This window comes from Photorhabdus luminescens subsp. luminescens (genome assembly GCF_001083805.1).
Lineage (GTDB): Bacteria > Pseudomonadota > Gammaproteobacteria > Enterobacterales > Enterobacteriaceae > Photorhabdus > Photorhabdus luminescens.
This window is the reverse complement of sequence record NZ_JXSK01000008.1, coordinates 34,942-50,661: the sequence shown is the minus strand read 5'-3', so window position 1 is coordinate 50,661 and position 15,720 is coordinate 34,942. Positions and strand designations below refer to the sequence as shown.

The following is a 15,720-nucleotide window of genomic DNA, read 5'->3' as shown; positions in this document are numbered from 1 at the left end:
AATTATATCTCTTGGAGAATCGGGAATGGGTGTTTTTAATAAAAGAAAAATCACATTAGGCGTTATTGCTGCAATCTCATCTGGCTCAGTTTTTGCGGCTAGTAGCAGTAATGACACTATTCTTGTCACTACGGCAGCAGGCTTTCAACAGAAAATTGAAGATGCTCCAGCGTCTATTTCTGTGGTGAGCCGTGAACAATTGGAAACTAAGGCTTATCGTGATGTGACTGATGCATTGAAAGATGTGCCGGGGGTCGTTGTTACTGGCGGAGGGAGTTACAGTGATATCAGTATTCGCGGTATGACGTCTCAATATACGATGATTCTGATTGATGGTAAGCGTGTTGATACCCGTAATACACGGCCGAACAGTGATAACTCTGGTATTGAACAGGGGTGGTTGCCGCCATTGGCCGCGATAGAACGTATCGAAGTGGTACGCGGGCCAATGTCCTCCCTTTATGGTTCTGATGCGATGGGAGGGGTGATTAACGTGATCACCCGCAAAGTTCAGAAAGAGTGGAGAACCAGTTTTCGTGCCGATACGATGTTAACTGAAAGTAAAGATTCAGGTAACAGTTATCAGAGCAGTGTTTATGCAGCAGGTCCCGTCGTTGATGGCTTGTTAGGTTTGAAAGTCAATGGCCTATATTCTTACCGCAACGAAGATAAATTTATTGATGGTTTTAGCGAGCAAGAAATGCGTAACGGTTCAGCAATTCTTTCTTTGACGCCTGATGATAAGAATACTTTTGATTTTGAAGCGGGTCGTTATGAGCAAAAGCGTGATGCTACTAAAGGAAAATCGTCTCGCTATGACTCGGTAAGTGATTATGATCGTAATAATTATTCTATTACGCATAATGGTATTTATGATTTTGGCACTATGACTTCATATATTCAACATGATGATTCACGTAATCCTGGTCGTGATATGAGGTATCGGGATACTGTGTTTAATAATCAAACTGTTTTACAGTTAGATGATCATACTGTGAGTGTGGGAGGGCAATACCGTTATGAGAACTTACATGGCGGTGATAATAGACTAGTTTCTACTAATGGCATGGATAAATTAACTCGCTGGAGTTGGGCATTGTTTGCTGAGGATGAATGGCAGGTGACCAATGATTTCGCCTTAACTGGTGGTATCCGTATGGATAAAGACGAGAATTTTGGTAGTCATTGGACTCCGCGCCTGTATGGTGTGTGGCATGTAGATGAACAATGGACGATTAAAGGCGGTGTATCTACTGGTTACCGTTCTCCGGATTTGCGTTATATTTCGGAGGATTGGGGGCAGGAAACAGGTGGTCGTGCAGTAGGAAATGGTATTATTCTCGGTAACTCGAATTTGAAACCTGAGAAAAGCGTCAATGAAGAAATTGGTGTTATCTGGAATAATCGGGATAATTTTAATGCAGGGTTAACGGTATTTAATACTGATTTTAAAGATAAAATTACAGAAATTCCAATTTGTAATAGGCAGAGTTCAAAACCTTGCACTGTTGGAATGGATCCACATGTATATACATTTATCAGTAAACGTATAAACGTACAGAAGGCTAATATCCGTGGTGTCGAAGCGACAATGAACTGGGATATCGTTGAAAACTGGTCATTGGCTGCAAACTACACTTACACTGATTCAGAACAGAAGAGTGGAACACACAAAGGAAAACCTTTGAACAAAATGCCTAAACATATGGCAAATGCGACTCTGAACTGGCAAGCCTTACCAGAAATGCAAACTTGGGCCCGAGTTAACTTCCGTGGTAAAACCTCAGATTATTTAGGCCGTGGTGAAAGAATGAGTGAAGGAACACCGTCTTATGCCTTTGTGGATATAGGTGCTGTTTATAATCTAACCAAAGATTTACGCGTGTTGGGCGGTGTATATAACGTATTTGATAAACGTGTGACTAGCGAGAATTATGGAGCACAACTGGATGGTCGTCGTTATAACATTGGTATCAATTACGACTTTTAATAACGCGTTCTAACTAACAGTGTCATAATCCTCTTTGTTTGTTGCTGACAGAGGGGATTTTTGTTTTTTATTTATACCTGTAAAAACTGAATAGCAATCTGTTTTGTGTTGTGTTAAAACTTGGCTCATGTCATAGAAATGTATATGACACCATTGAATTCCATAGCGTCATCGATGAGTGTGGTAAAAAATAATGAACTTTTAGTGCGGCGAGTATTGCTATTTCAGGTCTTCAAGTGCAGAATTCGCCCACTAGAGAATAACTGATGCGTTTATTATGTATCGGTTATTTTTTTTGCTTTGACTTATTTTTTACTGTACCAGAGGCCGGACTCTGAGCCGGATAGATAATTGGCCCACGAGCAACCTTAATGAGAATCGGTTGCCGTAATGAGGAACGCTAAATATGGAGCAATTATTCTCTTTCGCACTTGTACCAATCGGTACATGCTGCTGCATCGATGACTACGGAGCGTTGCGCTCTGCGTATAATCCAGCCTCTAACTCTCCTGCCTATAGGCAGAAGCGAAGTCTTCCCAGTAACTGTCGATTAAGTAGCGTCATAACGCGAATCGAAGTTATGGGAGGTTTCGCTCATGTCTCATAATACTGCAATCCCACTAGGCACCAACCAAACTGGTGCGAACAATCGTGTTCAACTCAGAAAAACACTGACCTTAATGCAGGTGGTGATGATGGGGCTTGCTTATCTGCAACCTATGACCATCTTTGATACTTTCGGCATTGTTTCTGGTTTGACCGACGGTCACGTAGCGACATCCTACGCTATTGCTTTGGTCGCAATTCTGTTTACCGCTCTGAGCTATGGGAAATTGGTAAAACGTTTCCCATCTGCCGGATCTGCATATACTTATGCGCAAAAATCCATTAGTCCGCATGTTGGCTTTATGGTGGGTTGGTCATCGCTATTGGACTATATGTTCATGCCGATGATTAATGTCTTGTTAGCGAAAATTTATCTTCAAGCCATTTTTCCTAGCGTGGATCCGTGGATCTTCGTTGTGGGTTTTGCATTACTGATGACAGCTTTTAACCTGCGTGGCATTAACGTTGTTGCTAATCTCAACACAGCTATTGTTATTGTTCAGGTAGCCATTATGGTTGTATTTGTGGGTTTACTGATCCACGGTGTATACAACGGGGAAGGCGTAGGAACTTTATGGAGTGCGAAACCATTCATTTCTGAAGATGCCCATTTGCTCCCAATGATTACTGGGGCCACGATTTTGTGCTTTTCATTTTTAGGGTTTGATGGCATTAGTTCGTTGTCGGAAGAGACACCGAATGCTGGTAAGGTAATTCCGAAAGCAATTTTCCTGATAGTATTAATCGGTGGAGTTATCTTCATTGCGGTTTCTTATTTCTTACAGCTCTATTTTCCGGATGTCTCTCGATTCAAGAACCCAGATGAATCCCAGCCGGAAATTATGCTGTATGTAGCGGGTACTCTGTTCCAAGCCATTATCTTGGTGTTCTCTTGCGTCACCGTTTTGGCTTCTGGTATGGCGGCTCACGCGGGGGTTTCCCGTCTGCTCTATGTTATGGGACGAGATGGTGTATTTCCTGAAAAAGTATTTGGCTATGTTCATCCAAAATGGCGGACTCCGGTAGTCAACGTATCGCTGGTAGGTATTGTAGCGTTATCTGCTATTACCTTTGATCTGGTGACTGCAACAGCTCTGATTAACTTTGGTGCATTAATAGCGTTCACCTTTGTAAACTTGTCAGTTATTTCTCAATTCTATATCCGTGAACGTCGTAATCGTACACTAAGAGATACCATTAATTTCTTGGTGCTACCTGTGATAGGTGCTTGTACTGTTAGCGTGCTGTGGATGAATCTGGAACAAAGTTCTATGGAATTGGGGCTAACTTGGGGAGCAATTGGTCTGATTTATATGATATTCCTGACCCGTAGTTTTCGTCAGCCGATGCCTCAATGTTCTGAAATGGTTTAATATCTAGTATTAAAGAATAATGGCGCCGAATTTGGCGCCATTATTTTTACTATGTTGCTAATTTACAGTAATAGTGAAGGAAGGGGAGCTTAAGAAAAAAAACAGCGAGGTAGCTTACAGATAAGAAAAATTTCAACGGAAAACGGAGAAAAACAATCTATGCTCTGAGAGGTGATTCTTATTAAGGAAGAGACTATGAATGATACAAAAACCTCTCAAAATCAACAATTCATTACTACCCTGACCAATATTGTCGGTAAATCTCATATCCTGACTGCTCCCCATAAAACTGAACGTTATCGTAAAGGCTTTCGCTCCGGTCAGGGAGACGCTTTAGCCGTCGTATTTCCCGGCTCGCTGGTGGAACAGTGGCGTGTGTTTAAGGCCTGTGTTGAAGCAGATAAAATTATCTTAATGCAAGCGGCCAACACCGGAGTAACTGAGGGTTCTACTCCGAATGGCAAGGATTACGATCGTGACATAGTGATCATTAGTACGCTACGCATGAATAAAATTCAGATCTTAAAACAGTGTAACCAAGTGGTTGCGTTACCAGGTAGTACATTATGGCAACTTGAACGTGCGCTCAAGCCACTGGGACGTGAACCTCACTCAGTTATCGGTTCTTCCTGCATCGGTGCTTCCGTGGTTGGCGGCATTTGTAATAATTCAGGAGGTTCTTTGGTTCATCGTGGGCCAGCTTATACCGAAATGGCATTGTATGGACGGGTCAATGAGAGCGGTAAGCCAGAATTGATTAATCATTTGGGTATCTATTTGGGAGAAACACCAGAAGAGATCCTCTCTTGTCTGGAAGAACAGCGTTACAGTGATCAGGATGTAGAACAGGGTCAACGTAAAGCATCTGATCATGAATATGCCCAACGAGTGCGTGACGTAGATGCGGATACTCCATCTCGCTTCAATTCTGACGAGCGCCGTTTGTTTGAAGCTTCAGGTTGTGCAGGTAAGCTGGTTGTGTTTGCGGTCCGGCTCGATACTTTCCCGGCAGAACCTTTGTCTCAAGTATTTTATATCGGTACCAACCAAACTGGCGTATTGACGGAATTGCGTCGTCATATATTAGCAAATTTTCATAATTTACCGGTGGCGGGTGAATATATGCACCGGGATATTTTTGATATTGCGGAAACTTACGGTAAAGATACTTTCATCATGATTGATAAGCTTGGTACCGATAAAATGCCGGCTTATTTTACTTTAAAAGGGAGAATGGATGCTATTTTCAACCGGGTTCCATTTTTACCTTCTAATCTTATGGATCGCATTATGCAGGGATTAAGTCGCTTACTGCCTTCTCACTTGCCTAAACGTTTGAAAGAATATCGTAATCGTTTTGAGCACCATTTGATATTAAAGATGTCTGGTGATGGGGTTGAAGAGGCCAGAAGTTGGTTGGAAGAATATTTTAGCCGGGCAGAAGGGGATTTCTTTGCTTGTACGCCAGAGGAAGGTGCTAAAGCGTTCTTGCATCGTTTTTCCGCTGGTGGCTCAGCGATCCGTTATCAAGCGGTGCATAGCAACAAAGTAGAGAATATCCTTTCGCTTGATATTGCTCTGCGCCGTAATGATCGTGAATGGTTTGAACAATTACCCCCAGAGTTTGATGATGTACTGGTACATAAACTTTATTGTGGGCACTTTATGTGCTATGTGTTCCATCAGGATTACATTGTTAAAAAAGGGGTGGATGTACATGCATTGAAGGAAAAGATGATAGAACTGCTTGATAAGAGAGGAGCGGAATATCCCGCAGAGCATAATGTAGGTCATCTATATCAGGCTAAGCCTCAACTTAAGGCTTTTTATCGGATGACTGATCCCACTAACACTCTCAATCCAGGAATTGGGAAAACATCCAAGTTGAAAAATTGGGGCAATGGATCTTAATGTCAATATTCTCAGTAGTTACAACGCCATGCTGGTACTAAGAAAGTTTAAATCTGTAGAGATTGATGAGAGAGTTATCGTGTCAGAAAGAAAGGCGAGTATATATGACTCGCCGTTTTATATTTATTCACCACCCGTTTAATTATCCAGCCAGTTGCACGGCATACTCCATGAGTGCTTTAAGCTGACGACATTTTTCTTCGTTGCCTTGATATTCAGTAAAGAGTTGTTCAATTATAAAGAAATATTCATTGAGCTGATCTTGAGTTAATACATCTTGACGATGACGTAACCAGCGTTGTTGTTCATCGTAAGTTAGAGTAGCAGGGTAGTTTCTGGCACGATAGCGGAATAACAGCGTTTTAATCCGTGGGTCCTGAAAAGTCAGATCGAGTGCAGGTAAATTTTGAGGCAGCGTCTCGCGAATAATATTCATTGCTGCTTTATCGGCATCACTAAAAAAGCCATTATATAGCTTAGCGTCAACATTATCGGATTCAGGGAAAGGTTCGGCTTCTGCAAACAATTCTACAGCTTTTTCTCTAATTTGAGGATTATTCCGTAGAATAGCCAGATTTTTTTCGCAATGATCACGATCCAATCCAATACGTTCAGCATCTTCTGTTCGTAAAGTGTTATCGGGAGCGATTATCGGGCACTTATTAATATGAACTAGTTTTATCGGGACTGGTGGTTGATCTGACTGCAATTCATCATGGCGGGTATATAGGCGTTCACGCAACGTATCTGCATCCAATTCCAGTAATGGTGAAATATCTCCAGCTAAATCACACATAATAACAGCATTCCGGTTTACTGGATGCCAGGCAAGAGGCGCAACCAAACTAAGGTTGCTGCGAGCAGCGCCAAACATCCCGGAAACATGAACCAGTGGTTTCATTTGAGGGATATCAATGAGGGCGCTAATTTTCTGCTTATTTCTTAACTGAAAGAAATAATTGAACATCCTTGGCTGTACTTCTTTAAGTAGTTTTGCCATTGCAATTGTGGCGTAGACATCAGACATAGCATCGTGAGCATGTGAATGTTCAACACCATTTGCCTTGGTCAGATGTTCTAGTTTAAAGCTTGGCAGACCATCGTCATTCTCTGGCCAGACAATACCTTCGGGGCGCAAGGCATAACAGGCACGTAATACATCAAGCAAATCCCAACGGGAATTGCCTTTTTGCCAACTATAAGCGTATGGATCATAAAAATTGCGGTAAAAGATATTCCGGCTGACTTCATCATCAAACCGAATATTGTTATAACCGAGGATACAACTGTTCGGTACGCTGAATACATTATGAATCTGGCGGGCAAACTCCGCTTCATTAATCCCTTTTTCTAATGCAATTTGAGGCGTAATGCCGGTAATCATGACAGCTTCTGGTTGTGGGAGATAATCATCAGCAGGTGAACAGTAAATAACTAATGGCGCTTCAATAATATTGAAATCCATGTCAGTACGAACACCAGCAAACTGAGCTGGTCTGTCTAAGGCCGGATGTTGACCAAAAGTTTCGTAGTCGTGGATGTAGAAAGTGGGTTGTTCGCTGCTATTTTTCACTGTTGTTCAATGTCCAATGATGTTAATTGTTTGTTTCTTCTGTTTTTTCAAAGAATGGATGACATTTTTGTCATAAAATACAGACAATTGTTGCTTACTATCTTAGAGAATCTAGGTAATTGCAATCAATATTGTATACCTGTTTTTCTGCTTTCTGTTCTACGATTGGAAGCCAATTATTAACATTTTGGGGGAGGAATAAAAAATTGTACGTTTTAAGGCCATTTATCCTTGATTACGTTGATATATTTACTTCAATAATGTAGGTGAGATGTCGAAAATATTAATAGTGTGAATATGTCAAATTTAATTTATTTAAAGGTTGACGGTCAAAATATGCAACATTGAGGTTTATTTAATGAAATATTTGATGAGTTCACTAAAGGATTAGATAAATGACGATGAAGATCATAATTATCTTGATAAAATCGTGATGCGCATAATTCAAATAGATTATCATTAGTAAACGTAGGAGTTATTCTTTCCCTAGGGAAAGTTGACTAATAATTATATTTTTCAAGGAGAGATTTCCTGTTATCAATAGTATTATAGGAAATCTATAAACTCCTTTTACTAGTTTTCTGGTAAATTGTTTAATAAATTTTATATGAAAACAAAGCATATAATAATTAGAATATAGTTTCCTAAATATGTTTAGTCTTATTATGGATAATTAATCTCTTGAAAATGCTCATTAATAGATTCAATATATTGATCACTTAAACCAGTTTCATATTGGATTCTTTCAAGTAAATTTATTCTATTGACACTATAAAATGGTTTAATAGAAATCCCATTTTTGGGGTGGGTTATTCTGATAATGGGAATTCTTGTTCTACGTGCATGGCCAAAAGAGATTTCGTAACCATCCAAATCAAAAGGAATTTTTTTCATCACCTAACCTAGTCATCATTATGTTTTTCGTCAATTTTAATTATGTTTAAGCAATAAGGAACTTTTTATTTTATTATTAAGACGAATATCACAAATATAGTGGTTTTTGTAAGATATTTAAATAATAAACTAATGAACAATTTTAATTTTATATAAATTTCAATTCGAAATGATTTCATAAAAATACCATTTTGTGAGAAACTGTAAGATAAAATTATTTGCGAAAATTCAAAGAGTATAGAATCCTATGGAGGATGCTTATTATTTGAAATTTTAATAATATTCCATGCAATCAATTGCCTTTATTTAACTTGTTTTTTAACGGCTGGATTAATAATTTTATTCCTAAATAATCTGAAATGGTTTTATAATTTTTTCATTTCTATGAGATAGCAACGGAATAATTATTACATAAAAATATATAAGATTATGTTTCGAAAAATTTATTATACCTAATAGATTTCGAGCCGCAGCGCGGCGGCAAGTGAACGAATCCCCAGGAGCATAGATAACTATGTGACTGGGGTGAGTGAAAGCAGCCAACAAAGCAACAGATTGAAAGATGAAGGGTATATCAGTGAAAGGTTGGCGCTGCATTATTCACCTATATTAACCAGATGTTAGCCAGTTGTTTTCGATTAAAGCAATATGCTGAACTCTTCATCAGTAAGCTAACAGGTTTACGTAATCAATTAAAATCAATAAAGAACGGAAACTGACTTGTCTATTAATGGCTTTAGGCTGTATTGTGTAATCCAATTGGATAATCTGTACGTTTGAGTTAAGAAAGGTATGAAAATGGACAACGTAAATAAGCCGTCATTCCACAATGTGCTGGAGTTTGTACGTATGTTTCGTCGTAAGAATAAGTTACAGCGCGAAATCGCAGACAATGAAAAGAAAATACGTGATAACCAGAAACGTGTTTTATTACTTGATAACTTGAGCGAATACATCAAGCCCGGTATGTCAATTGAGGATATTCAGAGCATCATTATGAATATGAGAAGTGATTATGAAGATCGTATAGATGATCACATAATTAAAAATGCGGATCTTTCTAAAGAGCGTCGTGAATTGTCTAAAAAGCTTAAAGCAATGGGTGAACTCAAATAGCATCATTCGATAACCACGCATAAATGCGTGGTTATTTTTACCGACTACGCAGTAACCCAATCAGGCTTAAGCTCTGGATCAACTAAGGTATAAATCTGCTGATATGAAGATTCTTCTTCTGCCATAGTTGCCAGTTGATGTGCAACATCTTGACGACTAACTGCCCCATGAATTTCATGCTGATATCTTTGGCAATGGCCTGTTCCCGGTTTATCTGTTAATCCACCTGGGCGAATAATCGTATAATTCAAAGAACTTGTCTGAAGGTAGCTTTCTGCCATTGATTTACGCCTGACAGATTGGCCAAACAGTGATTTAGCTCTGGGTGACAGGTTTTTCCAGCCTTCGCCACAGCCTATTGAGGTAACGAGTAACATACGTGTTATTCCAGTTTTCTCAATAGTATCAATTATAGTCATATTGCCAGGGAGATCTGAATCAATTCCACCAATAGTAGAAAAGACGATTGCTTCTGAGCTTACATGTTGTACTGCTTTTTCAACATCTTCAGCATTACAGGCATCACCTTGTATCACTTTGACACCTAAAGCACTAAGCTCAGTAGCTTGCTCAGGATTACGGATAAGCGCAATTACGGGACGTTTTTGTTGCAGTGCGACAGTCGCGAGATGACGTCCAACGCCGCTACCTGCACCAAAAATAAGCCACGGTTTCATAGACTATTCTCCTGGTTAAATAATATACCCGTTATCTTTCAAGTTGCCTCTTTGTTGGCTGCACTCGCTCACCCCGGTCACATAGTTATCTATGCTCCCGGGGATTCACTCCCTTGCCGTCGCGATGCATCTTGAAATCCATAGGGTATAGATCGAATGATAATTAATTGAACAGAGTAACAGTGATAGCCGTTTAAACTACCCCTTATATAGGTAGAATAGAATTAATGGTAAGCATTTTTGTGGGGTTAGTAGCAAAAAAAATGGCTCCCCAAAAAGAGCCATTCTGCTAATATTAAACAATGTTATTTATTTGAAGGCTTGCGGTTTAGCCATTGGTGAAGTAGCCGCATTCGTGGCTGAATGGCCCCCAGCTCCTCCTTTCCCTTCAAAATGAGAAAAAGGCCGTTGCCATTCGCTGATAATAATCGGCTTCTCAATCATCTCAGGGGCTGGCGCTTTGGTCATCGGCGCATAAGCATGATGAGCTTTGGCTATAATAGCAACAGGTTGTTTTTGGGCCATTTCATCTTTACTCTCTTCAACAATCATCACTACTGCAATTTCTTCAGGAACAACAATGTCTGTTTCAGGTTGCTGTTCAAATTCAGGGGCAATCGGCGTTATTGCAACAAGTTCAATAACTGACGGCTCTTCCTGCACTGATTCAGTTTGCTGTAGAACAATGTCATTTTGTTCTGTAATGCCTGTTTCAGGTTTAATTCCGTCTTGGTGAACTTCCAGCGTTTCCGTTACCCTAGGAGATTCAGTGATGGTTTGTTCAGATTCTGCAACAACGGTAATTGCAGGTACTGTTTCTGCTGCTATTGCTGGCAATACCTCATTTTGCTGTTCTTGCTGTTCGATCATGGAAATCTCCTCAGGAATTTCTATGGAAATCGGAACCACGGGATAGCGAACCCAAACTTTACCGGAAGCCATTTCGGGTGATGCGACAGCCATAGATAATGGCATCGGTGATTGAAGTAGATTTCTTTCATCGCGGTAACGACGGCGGCGTTGACCACTAACACGCAAATGACGAGGTGAACGACGAGAGCGGCGTGGCATAACATTATCTTGTTGCTCTTTATTTTCAGCCAATTGTTGTGGTTGAATTGTTTCTACAGGTATTCCAACAGGTGCTGGTAATTGCTCTTCTGTAACAACAGGGACTGGCAGTGAAGCGACCGTTGTAACTTCTTTTACCTCATCTATGATGCGAATTTTTTGTTCAAGCTGACGACGTTGACGACGTGGTACAACTGGCAGACGCTCTTCAACCTCATTTTCAACGATTTCTGGCTTTTGGGTTTCAAGTTGCTGCTGACGCTTTTCTTCCTGACGACGGCGTTGACGTTCTGCACGTTGCTCGCGACGTTGCTGCTGTTGGGCTTCACGAGCAGCAGTATCTATCGTCACGTTGTTATCTTGAGAGCCATTTTTCTGTTGAGTATTACGATTTTTCCGTTGTTCGTCACGATCACGGTTATTACGTTGTTCATCACGCAGATTATTATCATCACGATCTTTACGTGAATTTTGGCGACGTTGGTTGCGTCGTTCAGAAGAGCGACGGTTATCATGACCGGATAATTTGTTCTCTTTTTTCTGTGCCGGTTTTTCTTCTTCTGCGCTGAACATTTTTTTCAAAGCAGTCAAGAAGCGGCGTAAGAGACTAGGTTGTTCCGTTATAGTCTGAGCAGGGCGGTTAGGCTTTTTCTCTTTTGCTTTATGTGATGGTTGCTGTGCTGGCGTATCGGTTGGCAAAGCAAAGGCAGAAATAGCGGGCTGCTCAGGACGCTTACGTTCAGGTTGGACATCTTCTTGAGGACTTGTCGTTCCAGTTTCATGAAATTGAGGAAGCAGGTAACTCAGCGTAGAAACTTCCTCACCCTTACGTACGCGTAGAACAGAGAAGTGAGGCGTCTGCATTTGATCGTTAGGCACGATCACCACGCCGACATCGCCTTGACGGCGCTCAATTGCACTGACTGCCTGGCGTTTTTCGTTTAGTAGATATGAAGCGATTTGTACTGGAACAATAGCATGTACCTGATGTGTGTTCTCTTTCAGCGCCTCTTCTTCAATCAGACGTAAAATGGATAGCGACAGGGATTCGTTATCACGAATAGTTCCTGTACCGCTACAACGCGGGCAAACGTGGTGGCTAGATTCACCTAGCGATGGGCTCAGGCGCTGACGGGACATTTCCAGTAGGCCAAAGCGGGAAATACGGCCAATTTGAATACGAGCGCGATCCTGGCGAACAGCATCGCGTAGGCGGTTTTCCACTTCACGCTGATGGCGTACTGGCGTCATATCGATAAAATCGATAACAATCAAACCACCAAGGTCTCGCAGGCGTAACTGACGGGCAATTTCATCCGCTGCTTCAAGGTTGGTATTAAAAGCTGTTTCTTCGATATCCCCTCCGCGTGTTGCACGGGAAGAGTTAATATCGATCGCGGTTAATGCTTCGGTAGTATCAATAACTACAGCGCCGCCTGATGGCAGGCGAACTTCACGCTGAAATGCAGATTCAATCTGTGATTCAATCTGATAATGGCTGAACAGGGGAACTTCACCACTATACAGTTTAATTTTACTGGTGAAATCCGGGCGGCCAAGCGCGGTGATATGCTGCCGAGCTAGATCGAGAACTTTGGGATTGTCGATTAAAATTTCACCGATATCTGGGCGCAAATAGTCGCGGAAAGCACGGACGATAACATTACTTTCTTGATGGATTAAGAATGGCGCAGAGCGGTTTTCGGCGGCTTTTTTGATCGCCTCCCAGTGTTTAAGGCGGAATGATAAATCCCATTGTAGTGCTTCTGCGGATTTACCGACGCCCGCAGTGCGGACGATCAATCCCATTCCTTCCGGCACTTCTAGCGATGCCAACGCTTCTTTCAGTTCTGTGCGGTCATCTCCTTCGATACGACGGGAAATACCGCCAGCTCGAGGGTTATTCGGCATTAATACCAGATAACTGCCCGCCAGGCTGATAAAAGTGGTCAAGGCAGCCCCTTTATTACCACGTTCTTCTTTATCGACTTGAACGATAACTTCTTGGCCTTCCCTGAGAACATCTTTGATATTAGGGCGACCATGAGGGTGGTAGTTATTGGGGAAGTATTCGCGAGCTATTTCTTTAATAGGAAGGAAACCATGCCGTTCAGAACCATAGTCAACAAAAGCGGCTTCCAAACTAGGTTCAATTCGGGTGATTTTACCTTTGTAGATATTTGCTTTTTTTTGCTCGTGTCCTGGGCTTTCGATATCCAAATCATAAAGACGTTGCCCGTCAACCAGAGCAACACGCAACTCTTCTTGCTGAGTTGCGTTGATTAGCATTCTTTTCATTGTAACTTACTCATTATTTTTTACATTAGTTATAGAGCTACGGGCAAATATAGATAAGCGACTGGTAACCGATGGTCTCGTGTCTTTTACAAATCCGCCAACCTCCCGGTTGTCGTTTGTATAGAGACGCATATTTTCGGTAGGTCTGAATTTTCACTTAGAAAACAGTACCCTTTTCTAGGAATAATCTGCAAATATAAATGAAGCGGATTGAATCCAATTCCAGTAATCTGCTACCCGTAGCCCGCTAATTATTTGATTTCCCAGTACGTCTTACGCCATTGCTGCGTTTTTGTGCAATCAAATAAAGAACAAACGTTTAACTTCGCCATTCAGGATTAAAAAACTGATGGTGGCTACGTATTATTCCATTGCTGTTGGGGTGATAGCAAGGTGACTTTATGTCTTTAAGCGGTTTTTCTGATGAAATAGGAAGAAATAGTTAATATTTAATCTTTATCTTAAAGTAGGAAAGGTAACAACCAGAAAGTATGTGTGATTTTTACACATATTTAAAAATGAGTAGCACTCTGCTCGAGTGATAATTAAAATTGCTATCATGAAAACGAATAATCAAATTGTACAATTTGTCACTATTGATGACGATGAGGCCGGACAGCGTGTTGATAATTTTTTATTAGCGCGTTTGAAAGGGGTTCCTAAAAGCATGATTTACCGGATTGTGCGTAAAGGTGAAGTTCGGGTAAACAAAGGTAGGATAAAGCCTGAGTATAAGTTGTCTGCGGGAGATGTGGTTAGAATTCCGCCAGTTCGGGTTGCAGAACGGCAAGAGGCGCCAGTTTCAGCTAAACTGGATAAAGTCGCTGCATTAGGTGACTGTATCTTATACGAAGATGACCATATTCTGGTGCTCAATAAACCTTCTGGTACGGCCGTTCATGGCGGCAGTGGCTTAAGTTTCGGGGTGATTGAAGGGTTACGGGTTTTGCGTCCGGAAGCAAAATTCCTCGAATTGGCGCATCGTTTGGATCGTGATACCTCTGGAATTCTGCTAATTGCTAAAAAACGCTCAACTTTGCGAGCTTTGCACGAGCAATTACGACTTAAACAGATGCAGAAAGATTATTTGGCTTTAGTACGAGGACAATGGCAATCACATTGTAAAGTTGTTCAGGCTCCATTGCTGAAAAATATCCTGCAAAGTGGTGAGCGGATTGTTAAAGTAAGCAGTGAAGGTAAGCTTTCTGAAACACGTTTTAAAGTAGAAGAGCGTTTTACTAATGCAACGTTAGTGAAAGCTAGCCCAGTAACAGGTCGGACTCATCAAATCCGTGTTCATGCTCAATATGCTGGGCATCCGATCGCTTTTGATGATCGTTATGGCGATAAAGTTTTTGATTCGCAATTGTCAGATACGGGTCTTAACCGCCTATTTTTGCATGCCAGCGCGCTAAAATTTACTCATCCTTCGACGGGGGAGATATTACGTCTTGAAGCACCGATGGATGAGCAATTGCGCTATTGTATAAAAACGCTACGTCAGAATCACAGTAATTAACCTCTCGCCGTCAGTGGGTTTACCCCCTGGCGGATTAATAATTCAGTCAATGTAATTAATGGTAAACCGATTAGCGTATTCGGATCTTTCCCTTCTAGTCGTTCAAATAAAGTAATTCCTAACCCTTCGCTTTTAAAGCTTCCAGCACAATTAAGGGGGTTTTCCGCAGTTAAATAAGCCCAAATTTCATCATCAGTCAGCTCTCTAAAATAGACATTGAATAATTCACAACGGGTATCAGCTATTCCTGTTTTGCTATTAAAGAGAGAAATGCCGGTATAAAAGGTGACGCAATGACCACTGGCTTGCCGTAATTGTTTAAATGCATTTTCAAAACTGTGAGGTTTGCCGGTAATTTCGCCATTAATAACACAGACCTGATCAGAACCAATAATCAAATGCTGAGAATATTTTGCTTGTAATGCCTGTGCCTTAGCTTGCGCCAAGCGCATAACAAGCTGTTCTGCATTTTCATTCATTCGAGGTGCTTCATCAGTATCAGGAGCTGCACATATAAAGGGTAAACGAAGTTTTTCCAGTAACATGCGGCGGTAAGATGAAGTGGAAGCTAAAATGATTTGTGTCATAATTTTTCCAAAAGACATGGCGAAATAATTGCAGGCATTTTAAACTAGGCACAGCTTAATAAGCGAATATTTGGCGGAAAGGTACAGATGTGTGGCCTTTTTCTT

The 15,720-nt window shown here is 41.0% G+C and carries 10 protein-coding genes; 5 read left to right on the top strand and 5 right to left on the bottom strand.

Annotated elements, in window-relative coordinates:
- Positions 1-25 precede the first annotated feature (25 nt).
- The 3 genes from TI10_RS17165 (at position 26) to dld (ending at position 5,880) form a co-directional block, all read left to right on the top strand.
- On the top strand, positions 26-1,990 hold the full coding sequence (locus TI10_RS17165) for a ligand-gated channel protein (protein WP_049584620.1): 1,965 nt from the start codon (positions 26-28) through the stop codon (positions 1,988-1,990).
- Between the two features lie 596 nt (positions 1,991-2,586).
- A complete protein-coding gene (locus TI10_RS17160) occupies positions 2,587-3,969 on the top strand; it encodes an APC family permease (protein WP_049584619.1) in 1,383 nt (460 codons plus the stop codon).
- Between the two features lie 195 nt (positions 3,970-4,164).
- Entirely contained in the window at positions 4,165-5,880 is a 1,716-nt protein-coding gene (gene dld / locus TI10_RS17155) for a D-lactate dehydrogenase (protein WP_049584618.1), read from the top strand.
- Positions 5,881-6,022: 142 nt separating this feature from the next.
- Here the strand turns inward: dld and sbcB are convergent, their stop codons facing one another.
- A complete protein-coding gene (gene sbcB, locus TI10_RS17150) occupies positions 6,023-7,453 on the bottom strand; it encodes an exodeoxyribonuclease I (RefSeq protein ID WP_049584617.1) in 1,431 nt (476 codons plus the stop codon).
- A 663-nt stretch (positions 7,454-8,116) separates the two neighbouring features.
- On the bottom strand, positions 8,117-8,347 hold the full coding sequence (locus tag TI10_RS17145; RefSeq protein ID WP_049584616.1) for a hypothetical protein: 231 nt from the start codon (positions 8,345-8,347) through the stop codon (positions 8,117-8,119).
- Positions 8,348-9,145: 798 nt separating this feature from the next.
- On the opposite strand from TI10_RS17145, the gene tmaR reads away from it, so the two are divergent.
- Positions 9,146-9,463, top strand: coding sequence for a PTS system regulator TmaR (gene tmaR, locus TI10_RS17135; protein ID WP_049584818.1), 318 nt, complete (start codon positions 9,146-9,148; stop codon positions 9,461-9,463).
- A 44-nt stretch (positions 9,464-9,507) separates the two neighbouring features.
- On the opposite strand, the gene TI10_RS17130 is transcribed toward tmaR, so the two are convergent.
- Together TI10_RS17130 and rne are read right to left on the bottom strand one after the other, a co-directional pair.
- On the bottom strand, positions 9,508-10,140 hold the full coding sequence (locus TI10_RS17130) for an NAD(P)-binding oxidoreductase (RefSeq protein WP_049584614.1): 633 nt from the start codon (positions 10,138-10,140) through the stop codon (positions 9,508-9,510).
- Between the two features lie 309 nt (positions 10,141-10,449).
- Positions 10,450-13,509 (bottom strand): ribonuclease E, encoded by a 3,060-nt coding sequence (gene rne, locus TI10_RS17125; RefSeq protein WP_049584613.1) that lies wholly within the window; start codon positions 13,507-13,509, stop codon positions 10,450-10,452.
- A gap of 559 nt (positions 13,510-14,068) precedes the next feature.
- Here rne and rluC point away from each other — a divergent pair.
- Positions 14,069-15,028, top strand: coding sequence for a 23S rRNA pseudouridine(955/2504/2580) synthase RluC (rluC, locus tag TI10_RS17120; protein WP_049584817.1), 960 nt, complete (start codon positions 14,069-14,071; stop codon positions 15,026-15,028).
- On the opposite strand, the gene TI10_RS17115 is transcribed toward rluC, so the two are convergent.
- A complete protein-coding gene (locus TI10_RS17115) occupies positions 15,025-15,615 on the bottom strand; it encodes a Maf family protein (RefSeq protein WP_049584612.1) in 591 nt (196 codons plus the stop codon). The two genes, rluC and TI10_RS17115, sit on opposite strands and share 4 nt — an antisense overlap.
- Positions 15,616-15,720 lie beyond the last annotated feature (105 nt).

What these genes read in the sequence shown, in the direction of transcription:
- tmaR (WP_049584818.1), top strand. Translation starts at nt 9,146, where the DNA reads ATGGACAACGTAAATAAGCCGTCATTCCACAATGTGCTGGAGTTTGTA.
- rluC (WP_049584817.1), top strand. Translation starts at nt 14,069, where the DNA reads ATGAAAACGAATAATCAAATTGTACAATTTGTCACTATTGATGACGAT.
- TI10_RS17165 (WP_049584620.1), top strand. Translation starts at nt 26, where the DNA reads ATGGGTGTTTTTAATAAAAGAAAAATCACATTAGGCGTTATTGCTGCA.
- TI10_RS17145 (WP_049584616.1), bottom strand. Translation starts at nt 8,347, where the DNA reads ATGAAAAAAATTCCTTTTGATTTGGATGGTTACGAAATCTCTTTTGGC.
- TI10_RS17115 (WP_049584612.1), bottom strand. Translation starts at nt 15,615, where the DNA reads ATGACACAAATCATTTTAGCTTCCACTTCATCTTACCGCCGCATGTTA.
- TI10_RS17160 (WP_049584619.1), top strand. Translation starts at nt 2,587, where the DNA reads ATGTCTCATAATACTGCAATCCCACTAGGCACCAACCAAACTGGTGCG.
- TI10_RS17130 (WP_049584614.1), bottom strand. Translation starts at nt 10,140, where the DNA reads ATGAAACCGTGGCTTATTTTTGGTGCAGGTAGCGGCGTTGGACGTCAT.
- dld (WP_049584618.1), top strand. Translation starts at nt 4,165, where the DNA reads ATGAATGATACAAAAACCTCTCAAAATCAACAATTCATTACTACCCTG.
- rne (WP_049584613.1), bottom strand. Translation starts at nt 13,509, where the DNA reads ATGAAAAGAATGCTAATCAACGCAACTCAGCAAGAAGAGTTGCGTGTT.